The organism is Caulobacter sp. UC70_42 (assembly GCF_044056025.1).
In the GTDB taxonomy this organism is placed as follows: Bacteria; Pseudomonadota; Alphaproteobacteria; order Caulobacterales; family Caulobacteraceae; genus Caulobacter.
Genome location: NZ_CP171994.1, coordinates 1912364 through 1933270 on the forward strand (window position 1 = coordinate 1912364; position 20907 = coordinate 1933270).

16 protein-coding genes and 3 pseudogenes are annotated in these 20907 nt (G+C 69.9%); 4 read left to right on the forward strand and 15 right to left on the reverse strand.

The window, feature by feature from the left end:
- Window positions 1-57: 57 nt before the first annotated feature.
- Both ACHMW8_RS09690 and ACHMW8_RS09695 read right to left on the reverse strand, forming a co-directional pair.
- Window positions 58-699, reverse strand: a complete 642-nt coding sequence (locus ACHMW8_RS09690) for a LytTR family DNA-binding domain-containing protein (protein WP_395445935.1) — start codon at window positions 697-699, stop codon at window positions 58-60.
- Between the two features lie 195 nt (window positions 700-894).
- Window positions 895-1581 (reverse strand): hypothetical protein, encoded by a 687-nt coding sequence (locus ACHMW8_RS09695; RefSeq protein ID WP_395445410.1) that lies wholly within the window; start codon window positions 1579-1581, stop codon window positions 895-897.
- A 104-nt stretch (window positions 1582-1685) separates the two neighbouring features.
- Here ACHMW8_RS09695 and purD point away from each other — a divergent pair, with 104 nt between their 5' ends.
- The 3 genes and pseudogenes from purD to ACHMW8_RS09710 all read left to right on the forward strand — a co-directional run bounded on the left by purD (window position 1686) and on the right by ACHMW8_RS09710 (window position 5416).
- A complete protein-coding gene (gene purD, locus ACHMW8_RS09700; RefSeq protein ID WP_395445411.1) occupies window positions 1686-2969 on the forward strand; it encodes a phosphoribosylamine--glycine ligase in 1284 nt (427 codons plus the stop codon).
- Window positions 2970-3036: 67 nt separating this feature from the next.
- Window positions 3037-4121 (forward strand): annotated as a pseudogene (locus tag ACHMW8_RS09705) (phosphotransferase family protein).
- A 7-nt stretch (window positions 4122-4128) separates the two neighbouring features.
- A pseudogene (locus ACHMW8_RS09710) lies at window positions 4129-5416 on the forward strand (amidohydrolase family protein).
- Window positions 5417-5554: 138 nt separating this feature from the next.
- Here ACHMW8_RS09710 and lpxK read toward each other — a convergent pair.
- Genes lpxK through ACHMW8_RS09735 form a run of 5 tightly spaced genes read right to left on the reverse strand, consistent with a single transcriptional unit; the run spans window position 5555 to window position 11357 of the window.
- Window positions 5555-6562: a tetraacyldisaccharide 4'-kinase gene (lpxK, locus tag ACHMW8_RS09715; RefSeq protein WP_395445412.1), complete on the reverse strand. Its 1008-nt coding sequence runs from the start codon at window positions 6560-6562 to the stop codon at window positions 5555-5557.
- Window positions 6559-7818 carry a 3-deoxy-D-manno-octulosonic acid transferase gene (locus ACHMW8_RS09720; RefSeq protein ID WP_395445413.1) on the reverse strand — a complete coding sequence of 420 codons (1260 nt, stop codon included), beginning with the start codon at window positions 7816-7818 and terminating at the stop codon, window positions 6559-6561. Before ACHMW8_RS09720 ends, lpxK begins: the two co-directional genes overlap by 4 nt.
- The gene (locus tag ACHMW8_RS09725) at window positions 7815-8804 is read right to left on the reverse strand and encodes a cation diffusion facilitator family transporter (RefSeq protein ID WP_125156970.1); all 990 of its coding nucleotides are present in this window, start codon (window positions 8802-8804) and stop codon (window positions 7815-7817) included. Before ACHMW8_RS09725 ends, ACHMW8_RS09720 begins: the two co-directional genes overlap by 4 nt.
- 31 nt (window positions 8805-8835) lie before the next feature.
- Complete coding sequence (locus tag ACHMW8_RS09730; RefSeq protein WP_125156969.1) at window positions 8836-9537, reverse strand: lysophospholipid acyltransferase family protein; 702 nt, start codon at window positions 9535-9537, stop codon at window positions 8836-8838.
- The gene (locus tag ACHMW8_RS09735; RefSeq protein ID WP_395445414.1) at window positions 9534-11357 is read right to left on the reverse strand and encodes an ABC transporter ATP-binding protein; all 1824 of its coding nucleotides are present in this window, start codon (window positions 11355-11357) and stop codon (window positions 9534-9536) included. The genes ACHMW8_RS09730 and ACHMW8_RS09735 overlap by 4 nt, the downstream gene beginning before the upstream one ends.
- Before the next feature lie 144 nt (window positions 11358-11501).
- Between ACHMW8_RS09735 and ACHMW8_RS09740 the strand changes: the two are divergent.
- A pseudogene (locus tag ACHMW8_RS09740) lies at window positions 11502-12168 on the forward strand (protein tyrosine phosphatase).
- 145 nt (window positions 12169-12313) lie between these two features.
- Here the strand turns inward: ACHMW8_RS09740 and ACHMW8_RS09745 are convergent.
- From ACHMW8_RS09745 to obgE, 8 genes are all read right to left on the reverse strand, one after another.
- A complete protein-coding gene (locus tag ACHMW8_RS09745) occupies window positions 12314-12550 on the reverse strand; it encodes a DUF4170 domain-containing protein (RefSeq protein ID WP_395445415.1) in 237 nt (78 codons plus the stop codon).
- 20 nt (window positions 12551-12570) lie between these two features.
- Window positions 12571-13350, reverse strand: coding sequence for a 3'(2'),5'-bisphosphate nucleotidase CysQ (locus ACHMW8_RS09750; RefSeq protein WP_395445416.1), 780 nt, complete (start codon window positions 13348-13350; stop codon window positions 12571-12573).
- The gene (locus ACHMW8_RS09755) at window positions 13347-14678 is read right to left on the reverse strand and encodes a TldD/PmbA family protein (protein ID WP_395445417.1); all 1332 of its coding nucleotides are present in this window, start codon (window positions 14676-14678) and stop codon (window positions 13347-13349) included. Before ACHMW8_RS09755 ends, ACHMW8_RS09750 begins: the two co-directional genes overlap by 4 nt.
- A gap of 56 nt (window positions 14679-14734) precedes the next feature.
- Window positions 14735-15136 (reverse strand): MAPEG family protein, encoded by a 402-nt coding sequence (locus ACHMW8_RS09760; protein ID WP_395445418.1) that lies wholly within the window; start codon window positions 15134-15136, stop codon window positions 14735-14737.
- Between the two features lie 81 nt (window positions 15137-15217).
- On the reverse strand, window positions 15218-16999 hold the full coding sequence (locus ACHMW8_RS09765) for a M14 family metallopeptidase (protein ID WP_395445419.1): 1782 nt from the start codon (window positions 16997-16999) through the stop codon (window positions 15218-15220).
- Between the two features lie 56 nt (window positions 17000-17055).
- Window positions 17056-18591: a UbiD family decarboxylase gene (locus tag ACHMW8_RS09770; protein WP_395445420.1), complete on the reverse strand. Its 1536-nt coding sequence runs from the start codon at window positions 18589-18591 to the stop codon at window positions 17056-17058.
- A gap of 21 nt (window positions 18592-18612) precedes the next feature.
- Window positions 18613-19743 (reverse strand): glutamate 5-kinase, encoded by a 1131-nt coding sequence (proB, locus tag ACHMW8_RS09775; RefSeq protein WP_395445421.1) that lies wholly within the window; start codon window positions 19741-19743, stop codon window positions 18613-18615.
- Window positions 19740-20804, reverse strand: coding sequence for a GTPase ObgE (gene obgE / locus ACHMW8_RS09780; RefSeq protein WP_125156959.1), 1065 nt, complete (start codon window positions 20802-20804; stop codon window positions 19740-19742). Before obgE ends, proB begins: the two co-directional genes overlap by 4 nt.
- Window positions 20805-20907: the final 103 nt, after the last annotated feature.

A 20907-nucleotide genomic window follows, 5' to 3' on the forward strand; every position in this document is an offset into this window, starting at 1 on the left:
GCCGCGCGCGCCACGCCCCGTTTCCGTCCGCGAACGTCGCGGGCGGAAGCGTTGCGTTCAGCGTCCAAGGCGCGCCAGGAGATCGTCGCGGTAGGTGCGGCTGGTCACCACCTCGGCGCCGCTGTCCAGGGTCAGGCGCCAGGAGCCGTCAGACAGCGGCTGCGTCTCGCGCACCCGAGCCAGATTGACCAGGGTCGAGCGGTGACAGCGGGCGAAGACGCGCGGGTCCAGCCAGCCTTCCAGGCTCTGCAGGGTGGCGCGCAGCAGACCCTCGCGGCCGGCCCAGTGGACGACGACATAGTTGTCGGCCGCGCCGAACCATTCGATTTCGTCCAGGGCCACCGGCACCCGGCGCGACCCGGCCATGACCATCAGCCGCCGGCCCGGGCGCTCGGGCGCGGCCTGGGCGGCCTGGGCCAGGGCTTCCCGGGCTTCCGACAGCGCGGTTTCCAGGGCGCGGGCGCGGGCCTGTTCGTCGCGGACCCGCTGGTGGTTGGCGGCGGCCAGGCCGATGGCGATGATGGCGGTGTAGAGCAGCAGGCAGATCGGCATCCGCGCCAGGACGCGCGCGGGCAGGTTGGTGGCGGGCGAGAACGCGCCGTCGATCAGGCTGGAGACCAGGGCCTCCAGCGGCACGACCAGCACGCCGGCCTGGTACAGCACCAGCAGGCCGATCGCGCCGACGCCATAGCGACGCATCAGCAACCAGACGATCCCCCGCCGCTGGCAGCCAGGCGGCGTAGATCCCGCCCTGCCAGACGAGGGAGTCGATCACGCTGACCGCATGCCCCCGGTCCGACGCGAACCGCCGGGCGAACCAGGCCGCGCAGAGCGTGGTCATCGCCCAGGCATAGGCGGTGAACGCCCACATCCAGGCCGCCGTCGAGATACGGCTCAGGCGCGCGCGCGGCGGGGGCGGCGTCGGCGCAGGACCAGGACCGTGATCCAGATCGCGGCCATCGGTTGAAACAGCAAGGTCGGCCAGAGCTGACTCCAGGGCGTGGGCAGGAAGGTCAGAAAGTTACCCGAAAAGGCGCTGATCACCGCGCCATAGGCGCTCAGCATCTTCACCAGATGCTCATAGGTCCAGAGATGGGCGGAAAAAGGCCAGGCTGTCGGGCGGGCGAACCGCCAAAGGTCCCAGCCGCCATAGGTGAAGGCCGCATAGACCAGGGCCGCGCTGACGGCCGCCTTGTTTCCCGTCCGGCCGGTGACGACCAGCGCCAGCACCCAGACGCCGATCCCGACCAGCCCCAAGGTGACGGCCCAGTCCAGCGGCCCGGCGCGCTGGCGAGGATCGAGGTCGGGCCGCTTGCGTCCCAGCACCCGGATCCCCGAGAAGAGCGTGATCGTCGCCGTCGCCGACAGGGCCGCGAAATAGGCGTTGAAGCGCAACGCCGTCATGATCCACGCGGCGGCCAGCAGCAGGCTCATCAGCACGACGAAGGTCCGGCCCGACCAGCGGTGCAGGCGTGAGCCCTTGCGCGTCAGGATCGGGACCAGACCGATGGCGACCAGGGCGAAGCCGCAGCCGACATGCAGGGCGAGGGCGGGGGAGAAAAGCGTGTCCATGGCGGCCATGGGAGACGCGTCGATGGCGACCGCGCCATCGGCGAGGGGCGAATGACGGCGCGGAGGGGCGAACCGCTTGACCCAGGCCCTCGCCCACGCCACACCCCGCGCTCATGGAAAAGCTGACCATCCTCCTCGTCGGGTCCGGCGGGCGCGAGCACGCCCTGGCCTGGAAGATCGCCCAGTCGCCGCTGTGCGGCCGGCTCGTCGCCGCCCCGGGCAACCCCGGCATCGAAGCCGTCGCCGAGCTGCGCGCGGTAAAGGTGACGGACGCCGACGGTCTGGTGGCCCTAGCCCGGGAGATCAGCGCGGACCTGGTGGTGGTCGGTCCGGAATCGGCGCTGGAGGTCGGCCTGGCCGACAAGCTCGCCGGGGTCGGCATTCCCTGTTTCGGCGGCAGCCAGCGCGCGGCCCAGCTGGAGACCTCCAAGGCCTTCACCAAGGACTTCTGCCAGCGCCACGGCCTGCCGACGGCGGCCTATGGCGTGTTCGAGGATGCGGCCTCGGCCGGCGCCTTCCTCGACACCTTGGAAGCGCCGTTCGTGATCAAGGCCGATGGCCTGGCGGCCGGCAAGGGCGTGGTCATCGCCGCGACGCGGGCCGAGGCGGACGCCGCCGTGGTCGACATGCTGGGCGGCCGCTTCGGCTCGGCCGGCGCACGGGTGGTGATCGAGGAGTTCATGCACGGCGAGGAGGCCTCGCTGTTCGCGATCTGCGATGGCGAGACTTCGGTCTTCTTCGGCGCGGCCCAGGACCACAAGCGCGCCTATGACGGCGACGAGGGGCCCAACACCGGCGGCATGGGCACCTATTCGCCGCCGCCCGTCCTGACCGACGCCCTGATCGACCAGGCGTGGCGCGAACTGATCGTCCCCACGGTCGAGGGCATGGCCGCCGAGGGCAATCCGTATGTCGGCGTGCTCTATGCCGGCCTGATGCTGACGCCCACGGGGCCGAAGCTCGTGGAATACAACGCCCGCTTCGGCGACCCCGAGTGCCAGACCCTGATGCTGCGCCTGGACAGCGACATCGTCCCGATCCTGCTGGCGGCGGCCAAGGGCGAGCTGGCTGGCGCCGCGCCGCCGAAGTGGCGCGACGAGGCGGCGATCTGCGTGGTGCTGGCCGCGGAGGGCTATCCCGACGCCCCCAAGACCGGCGGCCTGATCCAGGGCGCCGAGGCGAATTTCGGCGATGAGGCGGTCGTCTTCCAGGCCGGCACGACCCGCGACGCCGAGGGGAGTCTCCGCGCCTCGGGCGGTCGGGTGCTGAACGTCTGCGCCCTGGGCGTGACCCTGAGCGAGGCCCGCGACGTGGCCTATGCGGCACTGGGGACCATCAGCCTGGAGGGCGGCTTCTATCGCCGCGACATCGGCTGGCGGGCGCTGAAGACACGCTAGTGGTGGGTTGCGTCGACGGCATGGCGCTCTAAACTCCCCGTTCAAACAAGCGTTGGGGAGAGCCGCCATGGCCGAAGCCGCCGAACAGTCCGCCCAGGACCTGAACTCGGGCACCAAGCCGGTCGACCCGCGCCATGCGATCGACGAAGCCAAGCTGGCCGCCTGGCTGGAGTCGAATGTCGAGGGCTATGCCGGTCCGCTGGAGGTCCGCCAGTTCAAGGGCGGCCAGTCGAACCCGACCTATCAGCTGGTCACGCCGGGCAAGAAATACGTCCTGCGCCGCAAGCCGCCGGGCAAGCTGCTGCCCAGCGCCCACGCCGTCGACCGCGAATACAAGGTGATCTCGGGCCTGAACAAGGCCCATTTCCCGGTCGCCAAGGCCTATGCCCTGTGCATGGACGAGGACGTCATCGGCACGATCTTCTACGTGATGGAGAACGTTCGAGGGCCGGATCCTGTGGGACGGGACCCTGCCGGACTATGAGCCCGCCGAGCGCCGCGCGATCTACGAGGCCCAGATCGACACCCTGGCGGCCCTGCACAATGTCGACTACGAGGCCGTGGGCCTGGGCGACTACGGCAAGCCGGGCAACTATTTCGCCCGCCAGATCGATCGCTGGACCAAGCAGTACCGGGCCAGCGAGACGACCAAGATCGACGAGATGGACCAGCTGATCGACTGGCTGCCCGAAGAGCTGCCCGGTCGATGACAAGACCTCGATCGTCCACGGCGACTACCGCCTCGACAACATGATCCTGCACCCGACCGAGCCGCGCGTCATCGCCGTGCTGGACTGGGAGCTGTCGACCCTGGGCAATCCGCTGGCCGACTTCAGCTATTTCCTGATGAACTGGGTGATGCCGTCCGACCAGCGCGGCGGCCTCTCCGGCATCGACGACCTGACCGCCTATGGCGTCCCGACCATCCCCGAGGCGGTCGAACGCTACTGCAAGGCCACCGGTCGCGACGGCCTGCCCGAGCTGGACTGGTATTTCAGCTACAACCTCTTCAGACTGGCCGGCATCTGCCAGGGCATCGTCGGCCGGGTCCGTGACGGCACCGCCGCCAGCGCCCATGCGCAGCTGATGGAGGCGCGCGTGCCGATCCTGGCCAAGGGGGCCTGGTCGTTCGCGCAAAAGGCGGGGGCCTAGGGGTTACATGAAGAAGCTGCTGACGGGCGTCTGCGCCCTGGCGTTGGCCGGGGCGCTGTCCGGCGTCGCCTGCGCCGAGACGCTGTTCGTGCAGGCCGGCAAGCTGCTGGCCGACCCGGCCACCGGCAAGGTCGAGACCGCCAAGACCCTGGTGCTGGAGAACGGCAAGGTCACGAAGATCGTCGACGGCTATGTCGCCGAACCGGGCGGACGGGTCGTCGACCTGAAGGACAGCTTCGTCCTGCCGGGCCTGATCGACAGCCACGTCCACCTGACCCATGAGCAGAGCCCCAATTCACGGCTCAACGCCGTCACCCGCGGCCCCGCCGACGAGGCCATGGTCGGGGCCGGCTTCGCGCGCAAGACCCTGATGGCCGGCTTCACGACGGTCGCGGACCTCGGGGCCGACAACAAGGCGATCTTCGCCCTGCGCGACGGGATCAAGCGCGGCGACGTGCCCGGTCCACGGATCATCGCGGCCGGCTCGGCCGTGTCGATCCATGGCGGCCACGCCGACGTCAACGGCTACAGCGAGGAGGTCATGCACGTGCTGCGGCCGACCTCGGTGTGCTCGGGCGCCGACGACTGCCGCCGTGCCACCCGCGAGCAGGTCTGGCTGGGCGCCGACATCATCAAGATCACCGCCACCGGCGGCGTGCTGTCCAACACCGCCGCGGGTCTTTCCCAGCAGTTCTCCGACGACGAACTGAAGGCGATCGTCGACGCCGCCCACCGCATGGGCCGCAAGGTCACCGCCCACGCCCATGGCCTCGAACGGGATCAACAGCTTCCTGCGGGCCGGCGGCGACTCGATCGAGCACGGCACCTATCTCGACAACGACAGCATCGCCCTGTTCAAGAAGAACGGCGCCTATCTGATCCCCACCCTGATGGCTGGCGACTTCGTCTACCGGATCGCCTCGGGCCCGAACAACTTCCTGACCCCCAACCAGACGGCCAAGGCGCTTGAGGCCGGCCCGAAGATGCTGGCCATGGCCAAGCGGGCCCACGAGGGCGGGGTCAAGATCGCGTTCGGCACCGACACCGGCGTCAGCGCCCACGGCGACAACGCCGGCGAGTTCGCCCTGCTGGTCAAGGCGGGCCTGACCCCGCTGGAAGCCATCCAGACGGCGACGGTCAACGCGGCCGACCACTTCTCGCTGAGCAGCGAAATCGGCAGCCTGGCCCCCGGCAAGGCCGCTGACCTGATCGCGGTGAAGGGCGATCCCTTGAGCGACGTGACGGCGCTGCAGCACGTGACGTCGGTGATCAAGGGCGGGGTGGTCTACAGGTAGGGTAAGACCGTCTGCCCCCTCTGGGGGGCGGACGACCGCGCGTCGCGCGGTCAGGTGGGGGCAGGTTTGTGAGGACGCTCCGACTTGCCCCCTCCGCGCTTCGCGCTCCTCCCCCAAAGGGTCAAGAAGGGAGCGGGTCTACAACCCCGCCTTCGCCAGCAGGTCCTCTAGCGCCGCCTCGTCATCGAAGCGGGCGCGGACCGGCCAGGGCGTGACCTTCTCGCGCCACTTGGCCGGCAGGCGCACCCAGTCCTTCTCGGTGGTGACCAGCCCCGCGCCATAGGCCTGGGCGCGGCTCTCCAGCATTTTCAGGGTCGCTTCGTCATATTCGCCATGATCTGGGAACGGGGCGAAGTCGACCAGCTGGCAGCCGGCGGCGGTCAGGGCCTTCTCGACCTTCCAGGGCTTGCCGATCCCGGCGAAGCCGACCTGCGGGCCCTTGGGCGCGGGGGCGGCGGCCTCCAGGCGGGCGACCAGCACCGGCATGTCGCCGAACTGGACCAGCAGGTCGAAGTCTGGCTGGGCGACATCGAGCGGCAGCAGCACGATCACCGCGTCGGCGCGCGACAGGCCCACCTTCAGCGGCTCGCGCATCGGGCCTGCGGGGAAGACGCGGCCGTCGCCGAACGGCCACTCGCCGCCGCGCGTCTCGCCGTCGACCACGACCAGGGACAGGGTCTTGCGCACCGTCGGGTTCTGGTGTCCGTCGTCCATGACCACGGCCTGGGCGCCGGCCCGGGCGGCGGCGCGGGCCCCGGCGACGCGGTCGACCGCCACCCACATCGGGAAGTCCTGGGCCAGCATCAGCGGTTCGTCGCCGACGTCCCTGGCGGTGTGGCGGGCGGTGTCCACCTGGACCGGCCCCTTTAGCCTGCCGCCATAGCCGCGCGACAGGCCGTGGGCGGCGACGCCCCGACGGGTCAGGATCAGCAGCAGTTCGCGCACGATCGGCGTCTTGCCCGCCCCGCCCATGGTGACGTTGCCGACGCAGATCACCGGCGCGCCGACGATGGCGGGCGTGGTGCGGGCTATCCTGCGCCGCGTGGCGTCGGCCCAGATCCACGACAGCGGGGTCAGCAGGGCGCGGGTCAGCGGGGCGGGACCGCCGCTCCTGACGTACCACCAGCGAGGCGTGCCGAGTTTCATGAGGCTATCTTGGGGACCAGCTCGAGAATGCGGGAGAGGCCGGCGCGGGCCTCGGCGTCGCGGGCGTCGACGAAGCTACGAGCGCGGGCGGCGCGGGCCTTGGCGGCGCCGGGATCGGCGAGGTCGGCGGCGATCGCGTCGCGCAGACCTTTGGGCGAGGTCATGACCACGCCGTCGGCGGCTTCCAGGCCGGCGAAGGCCGAGACCCAGTTGTCGACGAACGGACCGCTGATGGCCGGACAGTCCAGCCGCGCGGCCTCCAGCGGGTTGTGGCCGCCGATGTCGGGAACCAGGCTGCCGGCGATGACCGAGGTTCCGGCCAGGCGGAACCACAGGCCCATTTCGCCCAGGGTGTCGGCCACGAGGATGTCGGCGGGCTCCCGCGACTGGCTGCGCAGGCTGGCGGTGAGGCCTCGGGCCTTGGCCAGGGCGACGATGGCCGGACCCCGCTCAACATGGCGCGGCGCCAGGACGACGGACGGCCGGTCGGGAAGACCGGCGATGGCGTCCAGCACGATCTCGTCCTCGCCCGGATGGGTGCTGGCGATCAGCAGGGGCGGACGCGTGAAGCGGGCGCGTTCGGCGACCAGGGTAGTCTCGTCCGCTGGCAGCGGCGCGGCGCCGAATTTCAGGTCGGCCTCGCCGGTCACCTTGCCGCCCAGGGCCTCGAAGCGTTCGTGGGCGCGGGCGTCCTGGGCCAGGATCAGGTCGAAGTTCGACAGCAACAGGCGGGCCGCGTCGGGACGTCTTTGCCAGCTCGCGAAACTGCGGTCGGACAGCTTGGCCGAGACCAGGGCCAGACGGGTTCCGGCGGCCTTGGCCTCCAGCAGCAGGTTGGGCCACAGCTCGCTCTCGACGAACACGGCGAGGCTGGGCTTCCAGCGGGCGATGAACCGCCGCGCTGCGCCGGGGGCGTCGACCGGGACGTACTGGTGGATCGCGCCGGGCGGCAGGCGCTTGGCCAGCAGCGCCGCCGAGGTGGTGGTGCCGGAGGTGACGAGCACAGCGACCTCGGGCCGCTCGGTCCGAAGGCGCTCGACCAGCGGCAGGATCGACAGGCTCTCGCCGACGCTGGCGCCGTGCAGCCAGACCAGCGGTCCGTCGGGGCGCGGGGTCGGGGCCTTGGCCAGGCGCTCGGCGATCCGGGCCGGATCTTCCTTTCCCTTGCGCGCCCGACTGGCCAGCAGCGAGGGCGCGAGCGGTTCGAGAAGGCCCGTGGCGGCCCGGTAGAGCGCCAGGGCGGACGGCCGGATCACACCACGCCTTCAGGCGCCAGGGCGCAGCCGTGGGCGCCGGCGCTGGACTCGACCTGGATGGTCACGTGGCCGATCTTGAACTGGCTGGCCAGTTCCGCGCAGGCGTCGTGCAGGAACTGGTCGTGGTCCCCGTCCAGCGGACGGACGACATGGGCCGTGAGGGCCGTCTCGGTCGTGCTCATCGCCCAGATGTGCAGATCGTGAACCTCGCTGACGCCGGGACGCGAGGCCAGCCAGGCGCGGACCTTGCCGGTGTCGATCCCGCGCGGCGTGGCGTCCAGGGCCATGTCCAGCGAGTCGCGCAGCAGACCCCAGGTGCCCAGCACGATGACCACGACGATGGCCAGGCTGACCACGGGGTCCAGCCACAGCCAGCCGGTCAAGGTCATGGCCAGGGCGGCGACCACCACGCCGGCCGAGACGGCGGCGTCGGCGGCCATGTGCAGGAAGGCGCCGCGGACGTTCAGATCGTCCTTGCCGCCCTTCATGAACATCAGGGCCGTGGCGGTGTTGATGACGATGCCGATGGCGGCGACGATCATCACCGGGCCGGTCTCGATCGGCTCGGGCGAGGCGAAGCGGCGGACGGCCTCCCAGGCGATGGCGCCGACAGCCAGCAGCAGCAGGGCGGCGTTGCCCAGCGAGGCCAGGATGGTGCCCTTGCGCAGGCCGTAGGTGCGGCGGGCGCTGGGCGCGCGCTTGGCCAGCACCGCCGCGCCCCAGGCCAGCAGCAGGCCCAGAACGTCCGACAGGTTGTGGCCGGCGTCGGCCAGCAGGGCCAGCGAGTGGGTGATTAGGCCCGCCCCGGCCTCGACCAGCACGAAGCCGAGATTCAGCGCCGTGCCGATCGCGAAGGCCCGGCCGAAGTCCTTGGGCGCGTGGCTATGGCCGTGATGCGCGTGCCCATGCCCGTGGCCGTGCTCGTGTGCATGATCGTGGTGATCATGAGCGTGGTCGTGGGCGTGTCCGGAGTGATCGTGCGGCATGGGTCCTACATCCCACCAAGGGCGGGCCGGATCAATCTTGCACCAGCTGTTCGGCGCGGCGGGTGACGGCCGACAGACGATCGGCCCAGCTTTCGACCAGCTGGTCGACGTCGTCGCCCCGCGCGGCGCCGGTCGGCCCGTCCCAGACCATGGCGGCCTTGGCGAAGGGCAGGGGGATCATGGTCTGGTCCCACGAGCCCAGGCGGACGCAGGGCCTGGCGGCCAGGCCGACGAAGATCACCGGCGCGCCGGTGATCCGGGCCAGGGAGGGCGTGCCCTTCTCCATGTGCTCGGCCGGGCCGCGCGGGCCGTCGGGGGTGATGGCAACGCCGCCTCCCCCTCTCACCCATTGGACCATGTCGCGGAAGGCCTGCTCGCCGTTCTTGTTCTTGGCCAGGTCGGTCTTCTTGGCCGACGAACCGCGAATGGACGGAAAGCCCAGCTTTTCGACCGTACGGGCGATGAACTCGCCGTCGTTGGAGCGCGAGATCAGCGCGCGCATGTCCTGGCGCCGACCGGGCGCCTGCGGCCAGCTGAGCGGCGACATCGGGATGCGCGAGTGCCAGAAGCACAGGATCGCGCCGACGCCGGTCTCGCGGCCCTGGGCCCAGACGGCCTCGGCCTGCTCGCGGCCCTCCTCGGTCATCCGCAGGGTGGCGAAAACCAGCTTGGAATATCCGGCGAACAGCGAGGATAGCAGCCAGATCACGAACGGCGAGCGCAGGGGCCTCAAGCGTCCTTCTCCAGGGCGGCGGGGGTCTCCGGAAGATGATCGAGGTCCTGGGCCTTGGCGAGGCGGGCGTAGAGGCCGCCGGCGCGGACCAGCTCGGCGTGGGCGCCGGTCTCGACGACACGGCCCTTGTCGATGACGTAGATCCGGTCGGCGTTCTTCACGGTCGACAGCCGGTGGGCGATCAGGATCGTGGCGCGGCCGGCCATCAGCCGCTCCAGCGCCGCCTGGACCTGGGCCTCGCTCTCGGTGTCCAGCGCGCTGGTGGCCTCGTCCAGCAGCAGGATCGGGGCGTCCTTCAGGAAGGCGCGGGCGATGGCGATGCGCTGGCGCTGACCGCCCGACAGCCGCGCGCCGGCCTCGCCGACGACGGTGTCGTAGCCTTCGGGCAGCTCCAGGATGAAGTCGTGGGCGGCGGCCTGCCGCGCGGCGGCCTCGATCTCCAGCTGGCTGGCGCCGGGGCGGGCATAGGCGATGTTGGCGCGGATGCTGTCGTCGAACAGGAACGGCTCCTGGGTGACCAGGGCGATGCGATCGCGCAGGGAGGCCAGGGTGACCGACCGGACGTCGTGGCCGCCTATGGTCACCGCGCCCTCCGTCACGTCGTGGAAGCGCGGGATCAGGTTGAGGATCGAGCTCTTGCCCCCGCCCGAGGGGCCGACCAGGGCCACGGTCTCGCCCTTCCGCACGGTCAGCGAGACGTCCGACAGGGCCGGGGCGTCCTCGCCATAGGCGAAGCTGACATGGTCGAAGGCGATGGCGCTGTCGCCGGCCGGCAAGGCCCTGGCGTCGGCGGGATCGACGATGGCCGGCGCGACGTCGAGAGCGGCGAAAAGGCGGCGGCCGGCGGTCAGGCCCTCGGCGAACACGGTCTGCAGGTTGGCGACCTGGCGCAATGACTGGGCGGCCATCAAGAGGCTGGTCATGAAGGCGAAGAACACCCCGGCCGTCAGCGGCGCCAGGGCGAAGGGGCCGAGGGTCAGCGCGCCGGTCGTCGCGCGCCAGCCCGCATAGGCGAAGACCACGGCCACGATGAAGGTGGTGAAGGTCTCGGTCGCCGGCGCGGCCATGGCGCGGGCGTTGCTTCCCTTCATCAGGTGGCGCTGGCGACGCGCGACCACGGCGGCGACGCGCGCCTCCTCATAGGCCTCGCGGTTCTCCATCTTGACGATCTTGACCCCGTCCAGGCTCTCCATGATCGCGGTCGAGAGGTTGGAGGTCTCGCCCATGGCGCCCTTGGCGGCCTTGGTGGTGCGCTTGGAGAAGCTCCGGATGATCAGGCTGGCCAGCGGCGCGACGACGAGGACGCCGGCGGCCAGGATCGGCTCCAGGCTGAACATCGCCAGCAGGGCGCCGACCACGGTCAGGGCTTCGCGCACATAGTTGACCACGCCGGTGGTCGCCGCCTCGCGGATCAGGCCGGCGTCATAGAGCACCGAGGCGACATAGGAGCCGGAATGGGCCCCGCGCAGGCGCTGCAGGTCCGAGCGGATCAGGCGGCCGAACAGGCGCACCTGCATGTCGCCGACGACGCCGTTGCCGATGCGGTTGATGACATTGGCCTGGATCACCTGGAACACGCCGCGCGCCAGGGCCAGGCCGGCGATGGTCAGCGGAATGGTCCAGATCGCGCCGGCGCGCGGATGGGTGATCAGCTGGTCGATCGCCGGCTCGATGATCTTGGCCAGCTTCACCGACAGGGCCGCCACGATCGCGGCGCTGACGATCGAAGCCGCCAGGCCCTTCCATCGGGGTTTCAGGAACTCGCGCCACATCCGGCCCATCAGGGCGCGGTTCGAGGGCTGAGCATCCGGTGAGGTCATGGCGGAGGGGTCGGATTTGTGGGCGGGGCTGTCAAGGACGTGGCGGACGCACTGACCATGAAAAGCGACGCCATGAGGGCGGCTTTTGCCTTTCGGGGCCGATACCCTTACCTAGGCTCGGAATTTCCGAAGGATCGCGCCGCCTTGGCCAAGTTCGACCTCGCCACGCCCTGGGGCCGGTTCAAGACCTATCTCCACTATCTATGGAACGACCACGCCTATCTGCGTCTGGGCTTCTCGAACGCCCACTGGATCAGCCCCGAGCTGGTCCGCGCCAACCAGCCGTGGCCCTTCCAGCTGGCCTGGTGGAAGAAGCAGGGGGATCAAGACGATCGTCAATCTGCGCGGCGGCTTCGACGGCAGCTTCTACGCGCTGGAGAAGGACGCCTGCGAGCGCCTGGGCCTGAACTTCGTCGACTTCACCATCACCTCGCGCGAGGTTCCGATCCGCGAGCGGGTGCGCGGCGCCAAGGAACTGTTCGAGAGCATCGAATATCCGGCCCTGATGCACTGCAAGTCGGGCGCGGACCGGGCGGGGATCATGAGCGTGTTCTACGCCCACTACCGCCTGGGCCTGCCGATCCGCGAGGCGATGAAGCAGCTTGGGCCGCGCTACCTGCACATCAAGCACGGCAACACCGGCGTGCTGGATTACGTGTTCGAGCAGTATCTCGAGCGGGGCGAACCCAAGGGGCTGACGTTCAGCGAATGGGTCGAGAGCGACGACTACGATCCCGTCGCGATGAAGAAGACCTTCCGGGCCGGGATGCTGGGCAAGGTGCTGACGGATAGGATTTTGCGGAGAGAGTAGGGGGGCGGCGACTTGCCCCCTCCAGGCCTTCGGCCCTCCTCCGCCGAGGGGGGAAGAAGGAGGCGCGCGCGCCTTCCGCCCCCTATGGGGGCGGACGACCGCGAAGCGGTCAGGTGGGGGCCAGTGACCCGGCCCCCTGCACACCTCAGCCTTCGCTGCTCGGATCCAGCAGCTTGTGGGCGTGGATGATGAAGTAGCGGGCGTGGGCGTTGTCCACGGTCGCCTGGGCCTTGGCCTTCCAGGCCTTGTGGGCGTCTTCGTAGCTGGGATAGGCGCCGACGAACTCGACCTTGGACAGGTCGCGGAATTCGATGCCGGCGACATCCTTCAGTTCACCACCGACGACGATATGAAGAAGCTGCTTGTCAGCCATTTGGAGCAAGTTCCTGCGAGGAATTGGTTTTATGGCAGCTCGATATGCCCGACGCGTGACAGGATCAATGGCGCAAGCGCACGATTGGCGCAAACCAGGCTCGGAACCAACGGAACGGGCCGATTATAGGCGAAATCCCGACCCTTGTGGTCGCTGAGCCACGCACCGGCGCGGCGGCAGATCAGGTCGGCGGCGGCGACGTCCCATTCGCTCTTGGGCGACAGGGCTATGGCCGCGTCGAAGGTCCCGGCCGCGACCAGGCACATGCGGTAGGCGATCGAATTGCGGCTCTCGATCCGCATGTCCGGCCACGGCTCGCGCCAGGCCGGGTGGGCGAACATCTTGGCGTCGCCGAGCATGGCCGAGCCTTCCAGGCTTTGGGTGGCGCTGGGCTCGATGATCACGCCGTTCAGGGTCGCGGGACCGTCGACCGTGGCGGCGTAGGTCTCGTTCAGGGCCGGCGCGTGGACGACGCCGGCGACGGGCTGGCCGTTCTCGACCACGGCGATCGACACCGCGAACCACGGCTTGCCCTTCATGAAGGCGGCCGTGCCGTCGATCGGGTCGACGACGAACTGGCGAGCCGTGGTCAGGCGGGCCGGATCGTCGACCGTCTCCTCCGACAGCCAGCCGTAGCCTGGCCGCTCGGCGCCAAGCTCGGTCTTCAGAAGGGTGTCGACGGCGAGGTCGGCGTCGGTGACCGGCGAGCCGCCCTCCTTGGACCAGATCTTCAGGCCGCCCTCGCGCGCGGCGAGCGCCAGCTCGCCGGCCTCCCTGGCGGCCTGGAGGATCAGGTCCAGGTCGTTCATTTGCCCGCGATCGCCAGCGCGTCGACCAGGAGCGACGGACTGTTGCTGGCGCCGCGGAACTGCAGGTCCGAGCCAGGCACGAGGCGGCCGTAGATGTCGATCAGGTTGCCGGCCACGGTGATTTCGGTGACCGGGCCGGTGCTCTCGCCGTTCTCGAACCAGACGCCCGAGCAGCCCACCGACCAGTCGCCGGTGTTGCCGTTCAGCGAGGGGCCGAACATCGAGGTGACCAGGAGGCCCGTCCCGGCGTCCTTCATCAGACCCTCCAGATCCCGCGCGCCGGGCTGGAGCGTCAGGTTGTGGGTCGAGACGCTGGAGGGGCCCGCGAGGCCGCGCGAGGCGTGGCCGGTGGTGACGAGGCCCAGTTGCTTGGCCGAGCTGGTGTTGAGCAGCCAGGTGGTCAGCACGCCGTCGTCGATCAGGGCGCGGGCCTGCGTGGCCACGCCCTCGTCGTCGAACGGGGCCGAGCCCAGGCCGCGCACGCGGTGCGGGTCTTCCAGCAGGTTGACGCCCTGGGCGAAGATCCGCTGGCCCAGCTTGTCCTTCAGGAACGAGGCGCCCCGCGCGACCGAGGGGCCGGAGATCGCGCCCAGCAGCGGGCCGATCAGGCTCATCGCCAGTCGGTTTTCGAAGATCACCGGCGCGACCGTCGAGGCGATCTTGCGCGGGTTGAGGCGCGCCACGGCCTGGCGGCCCGCCTCCATGCCGATGTCCCCGGCGGGCGGCAGATCGCCGAAGTGGCGGGTCGATCGGCCCTCGCCGCCGCGCTCCATGCCCGCGCCCTCGCCGGCGATGGCCGAGGCCGAGATCGAGTGGCCGGTGGCCGCGTGGGTCCCGTGGAAGCCGGCGGTGGTGACCAGCCCCCAGCGGGACGACGACCAGGTGGCGGAGCCGCCGTCGGAATTGGTCACGCCCTTGACCTCGCGGGCGTGCGCCTCGGCGATACGCGCCTGGGTCTCCAGGGTCTCGGCGGTGGGCTCGTAGGGGTCGATCAGGTCAAGCTCGGGGAACGGACCCTTGGCCAGGCGATCGTGCGGCGCCAGGCTGGCATAGGGATCTTCCGGAGCCAGTCGGGCCATGGCGACGGCGCGCTCGACCAGTTTGGCGCGGGCCTCGGCCGAGATGTCTGAGCCGGATACGGTGGCGCTGCGGCTGCCGATGAAGACGCGCAGGCCCAGGTCGCGGGCCTCTTCGCGCTCGACCTCTTCCAGCTCGCCCAGGCGCACCGATACGGAGAGCGACTGGCGCTCGGCGAAGACGGCTTCGGCGGCGTCCGCCCCGGCCTTGCGCGCGGCGGCGACCACGTCATACAGCAGATTATCGTCCATGCGGTCTTATGGACTTTATCGCCGCCCCCGTGCAACGGGGGAGGCGGGTCGGTGCGCTACCCGATCGCCGACAGCAGCAGGGCTACGCCCGCGAAGATGTAGGCCAGCCAGGTCGCCACCATGCCGATGGCGCGCGGGACCGAGGCGCCGCCGCTGTTGGACAGGCCGACCGCATGGATCACGCGTCCGGCGAACAGGATGACGCCGACCACGTGGATGGCCAGCGGCGAGGCGCCGGCCACGGCCAGCACGGCCAGGGCCGCGACGCCGGTCGGCACGTATTCGGCGGCGTTGCCGAAGGCGCGGATGGCGCGGGCCAATTCCGGGATGCCCTCGTCGCCCAGGGCTACCTTGTGCTTCTGGCGCAGGCGCACGACCAGCAGCGACAGGATCAGCAGCAGGAAAAGGTGCAGGCCGGCCCAAAGCGCGGCGGCGTGGCCGGAAGCGAGAGTGTCCATAACGTCGAACCCTAGTATTTACGCTCCCCCGAGCGGCGGGCCATATGAGGCCTTCCGCCCGGGCTCGGCAAGCAGACCTCCCTATCGCGCGATTTCGCGGGCGATCGGATAGAGCAGGTAGTGATCGTCGTAGAAGGGCGTGCGTTTGTAGAACCAGGCCAGGCGCGCGTCCGGATCGGCGGCGAACTCGGGCTCTGCGGCCAGCTTGGCTTCGAACGCGGCCTTCAGCGCCGGATCGGCGGCCATCATCTTCTCGGCCAGGGGCGCGATGGCGTAGGACTCGATGTACTCGACCCGGCTCAGCACCTCGGGGACCATGCCCCAGGCGAAGACGCTTTCGCTGGACTGCGGTTCCAGCAGCAGCACGACCAGATCGCCCAGCGGCTGGTCGGTGGGGACGCGGACCGAGCCCTTGGGGAAGGTCCAGTCGCGGGTCTCGGTCGTCACCGTGTCGACGCTGATCTGGACGTGACCCTCATCGGCGCGGTCGGCGAGCTTGGGGTCGACGAGGCGGATCATCTCGACGGTCACGACCTTGTCGGCCGGCAGGGTCTCCAGTGTCACGCCATGCAGCTCCAGCCGCTCGATGATATCAGCGCGGTAACTGGGCACGTAGTAGGCGAGCGGACGCTTCAGGCTCAGGGTCGGGTGCGAGCCGTAGAAAGGCGCCGGCCAGATCTCCGGATCGGGCTCGCCCAGCCAGCGGATCTCCTTGCGGCCCGAGGCGGGGCTGTCATAGGTCTCGTACTTGATGCCCTTGAAGTGGCGCGTGTAGCTCGGCTTGTCGTCCGACGCGAAGTTGGCCGGGATCTCGGCCGGGCGCAGGGCGCTGTCGGCGGCGATGGCTGCGCGCAACTCGCCCCCCTTTTCGGCCAGCAGCTTCAGAGCCGTCTCGATGAAGACATAGGTTCCGAGCACGCGCTGGGCGTGGGGCTTGAGGCTGTGGTTCTCGATCAGGATGGTCGGGACGTGGGCCGCCGCGCCCCAGCCGTTCGAGAACCGCTCGCCCAGGCCGCCGTCGTTGAAGCCGGCCTTGGGGTTCTGGTCGTCTATGCCGAACACCAGCTCGCCCGGGATGTGGCCCTCGGCCTCCAGGCTGGCGTTCATGGTCGGCTTGAGCACGTCGTCCAGCCACTTGGCGATGGCCGGCGAGCGGCTCCAGACGCCGTTCTCGCCGTTGAAGCCGTAGGTGACGTCGTACTGGTAGTCCAGGCCGTCGGTGACGTGGACGTCGACATAGAGATCGGCCTTGTACTTGGCCTGCAGACGCTTCAGCGCCCGCATCTCCGGCTGGTCCAGCTTCATGAAGTCGCGGTTCAGGTTCTGGTTGGTCGCGGTGTTGCGCCAGCCCTGGATGCGCGGACCGCGCTGGTTGGGGCGCGAATAGGCGCTGGCCCGCTCATGGCCGTCAACCGAGAGGATCGGGATCAGGACGAGGTTGACCTTGTCCAGAAGCGCGTCCTTGCCGTGAAAGGCCATGTCCCGGAGCAGCATCATGCCGGCGTCCTTGCCGTCGATCTCGCCGGGGTGGATGCCGCACTGGACCAGCAGCAGCGGCTTCCTGGGGTCCAGTGTGTCTCCGTCCTTGCTGGCGATCACGGCGAAGATATCGCGGCCCTGCGGCGAGACGCCGAAGTCCTCGACCCGGATCAGCTTGCTGGCCTCGTCCAGGCGATCGAACCAGGCGCGGGTGTCGACATAGTTGGGCGAGAAGTCATGCTCGGCGTCGGCCTCGAACGCCGTCACCCAAGGATCGGACTTGTCGCGGATCAGCGCCTGGCTGGCGCCCTGCCAATGCGGGGCCGGCGGCAGGAAGGCTTCGTCCCACGGGGCTTTCGCCGTCGCCTTACGTTCTTGGGCCATGCTCGTACTCGCTGTCAGGGCGACGACCGGCGCCGCCGGGGGGAGGCTTTTGATGCTCAGGGCTTCTTCCAGATCGGCGCGCCGCCGCCCGGTAGGCCCAACCGCGACCATTTCTCGGTGACCGCGTCGACCACGCTCTGATCCATGCGGATTTCCTGGCCCCATTCGCGCTTGGTCTCGGGCGGCCACTTGTCGGTGGCGTCGAGGCCGATCTTGGAGCCCAGGCCGCTCTCGGGCGACGCGAAGTCCAGATAGTCGATCGGGGTGTGCTCGATCACCGTGATGTCCCGCGCCGGGTCCATCTTGGTGCTGATCGCCCACATCACGTCCTTCCAGTCGCGGGCGTTGATGTCGTGGTCCACGACGATCACCCACTTGGTGTACATGAACTGGCGCAGATAGCTCCAGACGCCCAGCATCACGCGCTTGGCGTGGCCGGGATAGGCCTTCTTCATCGACACCACGGCGATGCGGTAGCTGCAGCCCTCGGGCGGCAGCCAGAAGTCGACGATCTCGGGAAACTGCTGGCGGATCAGCGGGATGAACACCTCGTTCAGCGCCTCGCCCAGCACCGAGGGCTCGTCCGGCGGCCGGCCGGTGAAGGTGGTCAGGTAGATCGGGTCCTTCCTCATGGTGATCGCCGTCACCTGGAAGACCGGGAACTTCTCGACGCTGTTGTAGTAGCCGGTGTGGTCGCCGTAGGGGCCTTCATCCTCGTAGTCGTCGAGCAGGACGTGGCCCTCGATGACGATCTCGGCGTGGGCCGGAACCATCAGCGGCACGGTCTTGGCGGGGACGAGGTCGACCTTGGCCCCGCGCAGCAGGCCCGCGAACTGATACTCCGACAGGGTGTCGGGCACCGGGGTCACGGCCGCCAGGATGGTGCCAGGGTCCGCGCCCAGGACGGCGCAGGCGGGCAGGGGCTCCTTGTTGCCCGCCTTCTTGTGGCGGGCGTAGTGCTGCGCCCCGCCGCGATGGGCCAGCCAGCGCATGATGCAGCGGTCCTTGCCCAGCACCTGCATGCGATAGATGCCGAGGTTGAAGTCATCCTCGCGATCCTTGCCCGGACCCTTGGTGACGACCAGCGGCCAGGTGATCAGCGGCGCCGGCTCGCCCGGCCAGCAGGTCTGGACCGGCAGCCGGGTCAGGTCGATCTGGTCGCCGGTCAGGACGACCTCCTGCACCGGGGCCTTCTTCACCGTGCCGGGGCGCATGGCCATCACGGTCTTGGCCAGGGGCAGCATGTCCAGGGCGTCCTTCAGCCCCTTGGGCGGCGCGGGCTGGCGCAGGAAGGCCAGCAGTTCGCCGACCTCGCGCAGTTCGTCCGCCGTTTCACGAGGCTCGCCGCCCAGGGTCACGCCCATGGCCACGCGCTTGACCGTGCCGAACAGGTTGGCCAGGGCCGGCATGGACGAGCGCGAGCCGTCGGGCAGCAGCACGTTCTCGAACAGCACCGCGGGGCCGCCGGTCGCCAGCAGCCGGGTCTGAATCTCGGTCATCTCCAGTACGCTGGAGACCGGTTCGGAGACGCGCACCAGCTCGCCCCTGGCCTCCAGGACGTCGATGAATTCGCGGAGGGATCGGTAGGCCATGGGGATACTCGTGCGTGCGGTCTAGTTGGCTACGGCCAGATCGTCGGCGTGGATCATCGGGCCCTCGGTGAAGCCGAGTTCGGCCTCGATGGCGTCGGAGCGCAGGCCGGCGATGCGGTGGGCGTCGGCGCTGTCGTAGCGGACCAGGCCGCGGGCGACCTCGCGGCCGGTCTCGTCGCGGACGCGGACGGCGTCGCCCTTCTCGAACGGCCCCTCGATGGCGCGAACCCCGGCCGACAGCAGGCTTTTGCCCGAGGCGAGGGCCCTGGCGGCGCCGGCGTCGACCGTGACCCAGCCCTGCGGGGCCAGCGAACCCGCGATCCAGGCCTTGTAGGCGGCGGCGGGCGAGGCGTTGGCCTCGATCAGCGTGGCCTTCTCGCCGTCGGCGATGGCGGCCAGCGGATGCGGGCGCGAGCCCAGCGTGATGAGCGTGGCGCAGCCAGCGGCGCGGGCGATGCGGGCGGCGGCGATCTTGGTGGCCATGCCGCCGGTGCCCACGCCGGCGTCGGCGTTGGCGCCCTCGGCCATGCCGGCGATCTCGGGCGTGATCTCGCTGACCAGTGGGATGTGCGCGGCGGCGGGGTTCTTGCGCGGGTCGGCGGTGTAGAGGCCGTCGATGTCCGACAGCAGCACCAGCAGGTCGGCGCCGGCCATCTGGGCGACGCGGGCGGCCAGGCGGTCGTTGTCGCCGTAGCGGATCTCCTCGGTGACGACCGTGTCGTTCTCGTTGACCACCGGCACGACGCCCAGGCCCATCAGGGTCTCGGTGGTGGCGCGGGCGTTCAGCCAGCGTCGGCGCATCTCGGTGTCGTCGCGGGTCAGCAGGATCTGGGCGACGCCGACGCCGTGGGGTTCGAAGGCTTCTTCCCAGGCGCGCATCAGCAGGGACTGGCCGGCGGCGGCGGCGGCCTGCTTCTCGGGCAGGGTGGTCTTTCGGCCGGTCAGGCCCAGGCGACGGCGACCCAGGGCGACCGCGCCCGACGAGACCACCAGCACCTGCTTGCCGGCGTCGCGCAGGGCGGCGGCGTCGGCGCAGAACGCCTCCAGCCAGGCCCGGTTGGCCGCGCCCGTCTCGGCCTCGACCAGCAGGGCCGAGCCGACCTTGAAGACGATTCTGCGGGCCTTCGCGAACGCCCCGGCGGCTTGGCTCACGGAGTCCAGCCCCCGGGGGTCTCCTCGATGTGGTCTTCATCCTCGTCGATCTCTTCCTCGAGATCGCCGCGACGGATGCGGACCTGTCGATAGGCGGCGCGCAGCAGTTCGGTGACGCCCTGGCCAGAGACGCCCGACACCAGGCGCGGCTTGACGCCCGCGACGGCTTCCAGCTCGGCGATCTTCTCGGCGAGGGTCTCCTCGTCGAGGGCGTCGATCTTGTTCAGCGCCAGGATCTCGGACTTGTCGGCCAGCTCGTCGCCATAGGCTTCCAGTTCGCCTCGGATCGTGGTCCAGGCGCCGGCGATGTCGTCCTGAGTGGCGTCGATCAGGTGGATCAGCACCGCCGAGCGTTCCACGTGGCCCAGGAAGCGGGTGCCCAGGCCCGCGCCTTCCGACGCCCCCTCGATCAGGCCGGGAATGTCGGCCAGCACGAAGCGCTCGCTGCTCGACAGGTCGACGACGCCCAGGTTCGGGGTCAGGGTGGTGAACGGATAGTCGGCGATCTTCGGCTTGGCGGCGCTGGCGGCGGCCAGGAAGGTCGACTTGCCGGCGTTGGGCAGGCCGACCAGGCCGACGTCGGCGATCAGCTTCAGCCGCAGCCAGATCCAGCGCTCCTCGCCCTCCTGGCCGGGATTGGCGTATTTCGGCGCCTGGTTGACCGGACCCTTGAAGTGCAGGTTGCCCCAGCCGCCGTTGCCGCCCTTGGCCAGCAGCAGGCGCGCGCCCGCGTGGTCCAGGTCGGCGATCAGGGTTTCCTTGTCTTCTTCGAGGATCTCGGTGCCCACCGGAACCTTCAGCAGCACGTCGTCCCCGGCGGCGCCGTGGCGCGCGCGGCCCATGCCGTGCACGCCCGTGCCGGCCTTGAAGTGCTGCTGGTAACGATAGTCGATCAGGGTGTTGAGGCCTTCGACGGCCTCGATCCACACGTCGCCGCCGCGACCGCCGTCGCCGCCGTCCGGGCCGCCGTACTCGATGTACTTCTCGCGGCGGAACGACACCGATCCGCCGCCGCCGTTACCCGAGCGGATGTAGATCTTGCATTGGTCCAAGAATTTCATGGCGCTCTTTAGTCCCAAGGCGTCCCGCGCGTCGAGCCAAAATGGCCCCACGGCCTCCACGCCGGTCCGCCGCACCGGCTCTTCGAACTGTGACGCTCGGCCG

Excerpts from the sequence above, each read along its gene's own strand:
- ACHMW8_RS09690 (WP_395445935.1), bottom strand. The coding sequence starts at position 699 with ATGCGTCGCTATGGCGTCGGCGCGATCGGCCTGCTGGTGCTGTACCAG.
- ACHMW8_RS09695 (WP_395445410.1), bottom strand. The coding sequence starts at position 1,581 with ATGGCCGCCATGGACACGCTTTTCTCCCCCGCCCTCGCCCTGCATGTC.
- purD (WP_395445411.1), top strand. The coding sequence starts at position 1,686 with ATGGAAAAGCTGACCATCCTCCTCGTCGGGTCCGGCGGGCGCGAGCAC.
- lpxK (WP_395445412.1), bottom strand. The coding sequence starts at position 6,562 with ATGAAACTCGGCACGCCTCGCTGGTGGTACGTCAGGAGCGGCGGTCCC.
- ACHMW8_RS09725 (WP_125156970.1), bottom strand. The coding sequence starts at position 8,804 with ATGCCGCACGATCACTCCGGACACGCCCACGACCACGCTCATGATCAC.
- ACHMW8_RS09735 (WP_395445414.1), bottom strand. The coding sequence starts at position 11,357 with ATGACCTCACCGGATGCTCAGCCCTCGAACCGCGCCCTGATGGGCCGG.
- ACHMW8_RS09750 (WP_395445416.1), bottom strand. The coding sequence starts at position 13,350 with ATGAACGACCTGGACCTGATCCTCCAGGCCGCCAGGGAGGCCGGCGAG.
- ACHMW8_RS09755 (WP_395445417.1), bottom strand. The coding sequence starts at position 14,678 with ATGGACGATAATCTGCTGTATGACGTGGTCGCCGCCGCGCGCAAGGCC.
- ACHMW8_RS09760 (WP_395445418.1), bottom strand. The coding sequence starts at position 15,136 with ATGGACACTCTCGCTTCCGGCCACGCCGCCGCGCTTTGGGCCGGCCTG.
- ACHMW8_RS09765 (WP_395445419.1), bottom strand. The coding sequence starts at position 16,999 with ATGGCCCAAGAACGTAAGGCGACGGCGAAAGCCCCGTGGGACGAAGCC.
- ACHMW8_RS09770 (WP_395445420.1), bottom strand. The coding sequence starts at position 18,591 with ATGGCCTACCGATCCCTCCGCGAATTCATCGACGTCCTGGAGGCCAGG.
- obgE (WP_125156959.1), bottom strand. The coding sequence starts at position 20,804 with ATGAAATTCTTGGACCAATGCAAGATCTACATCCGCTCGGGTAACGGC.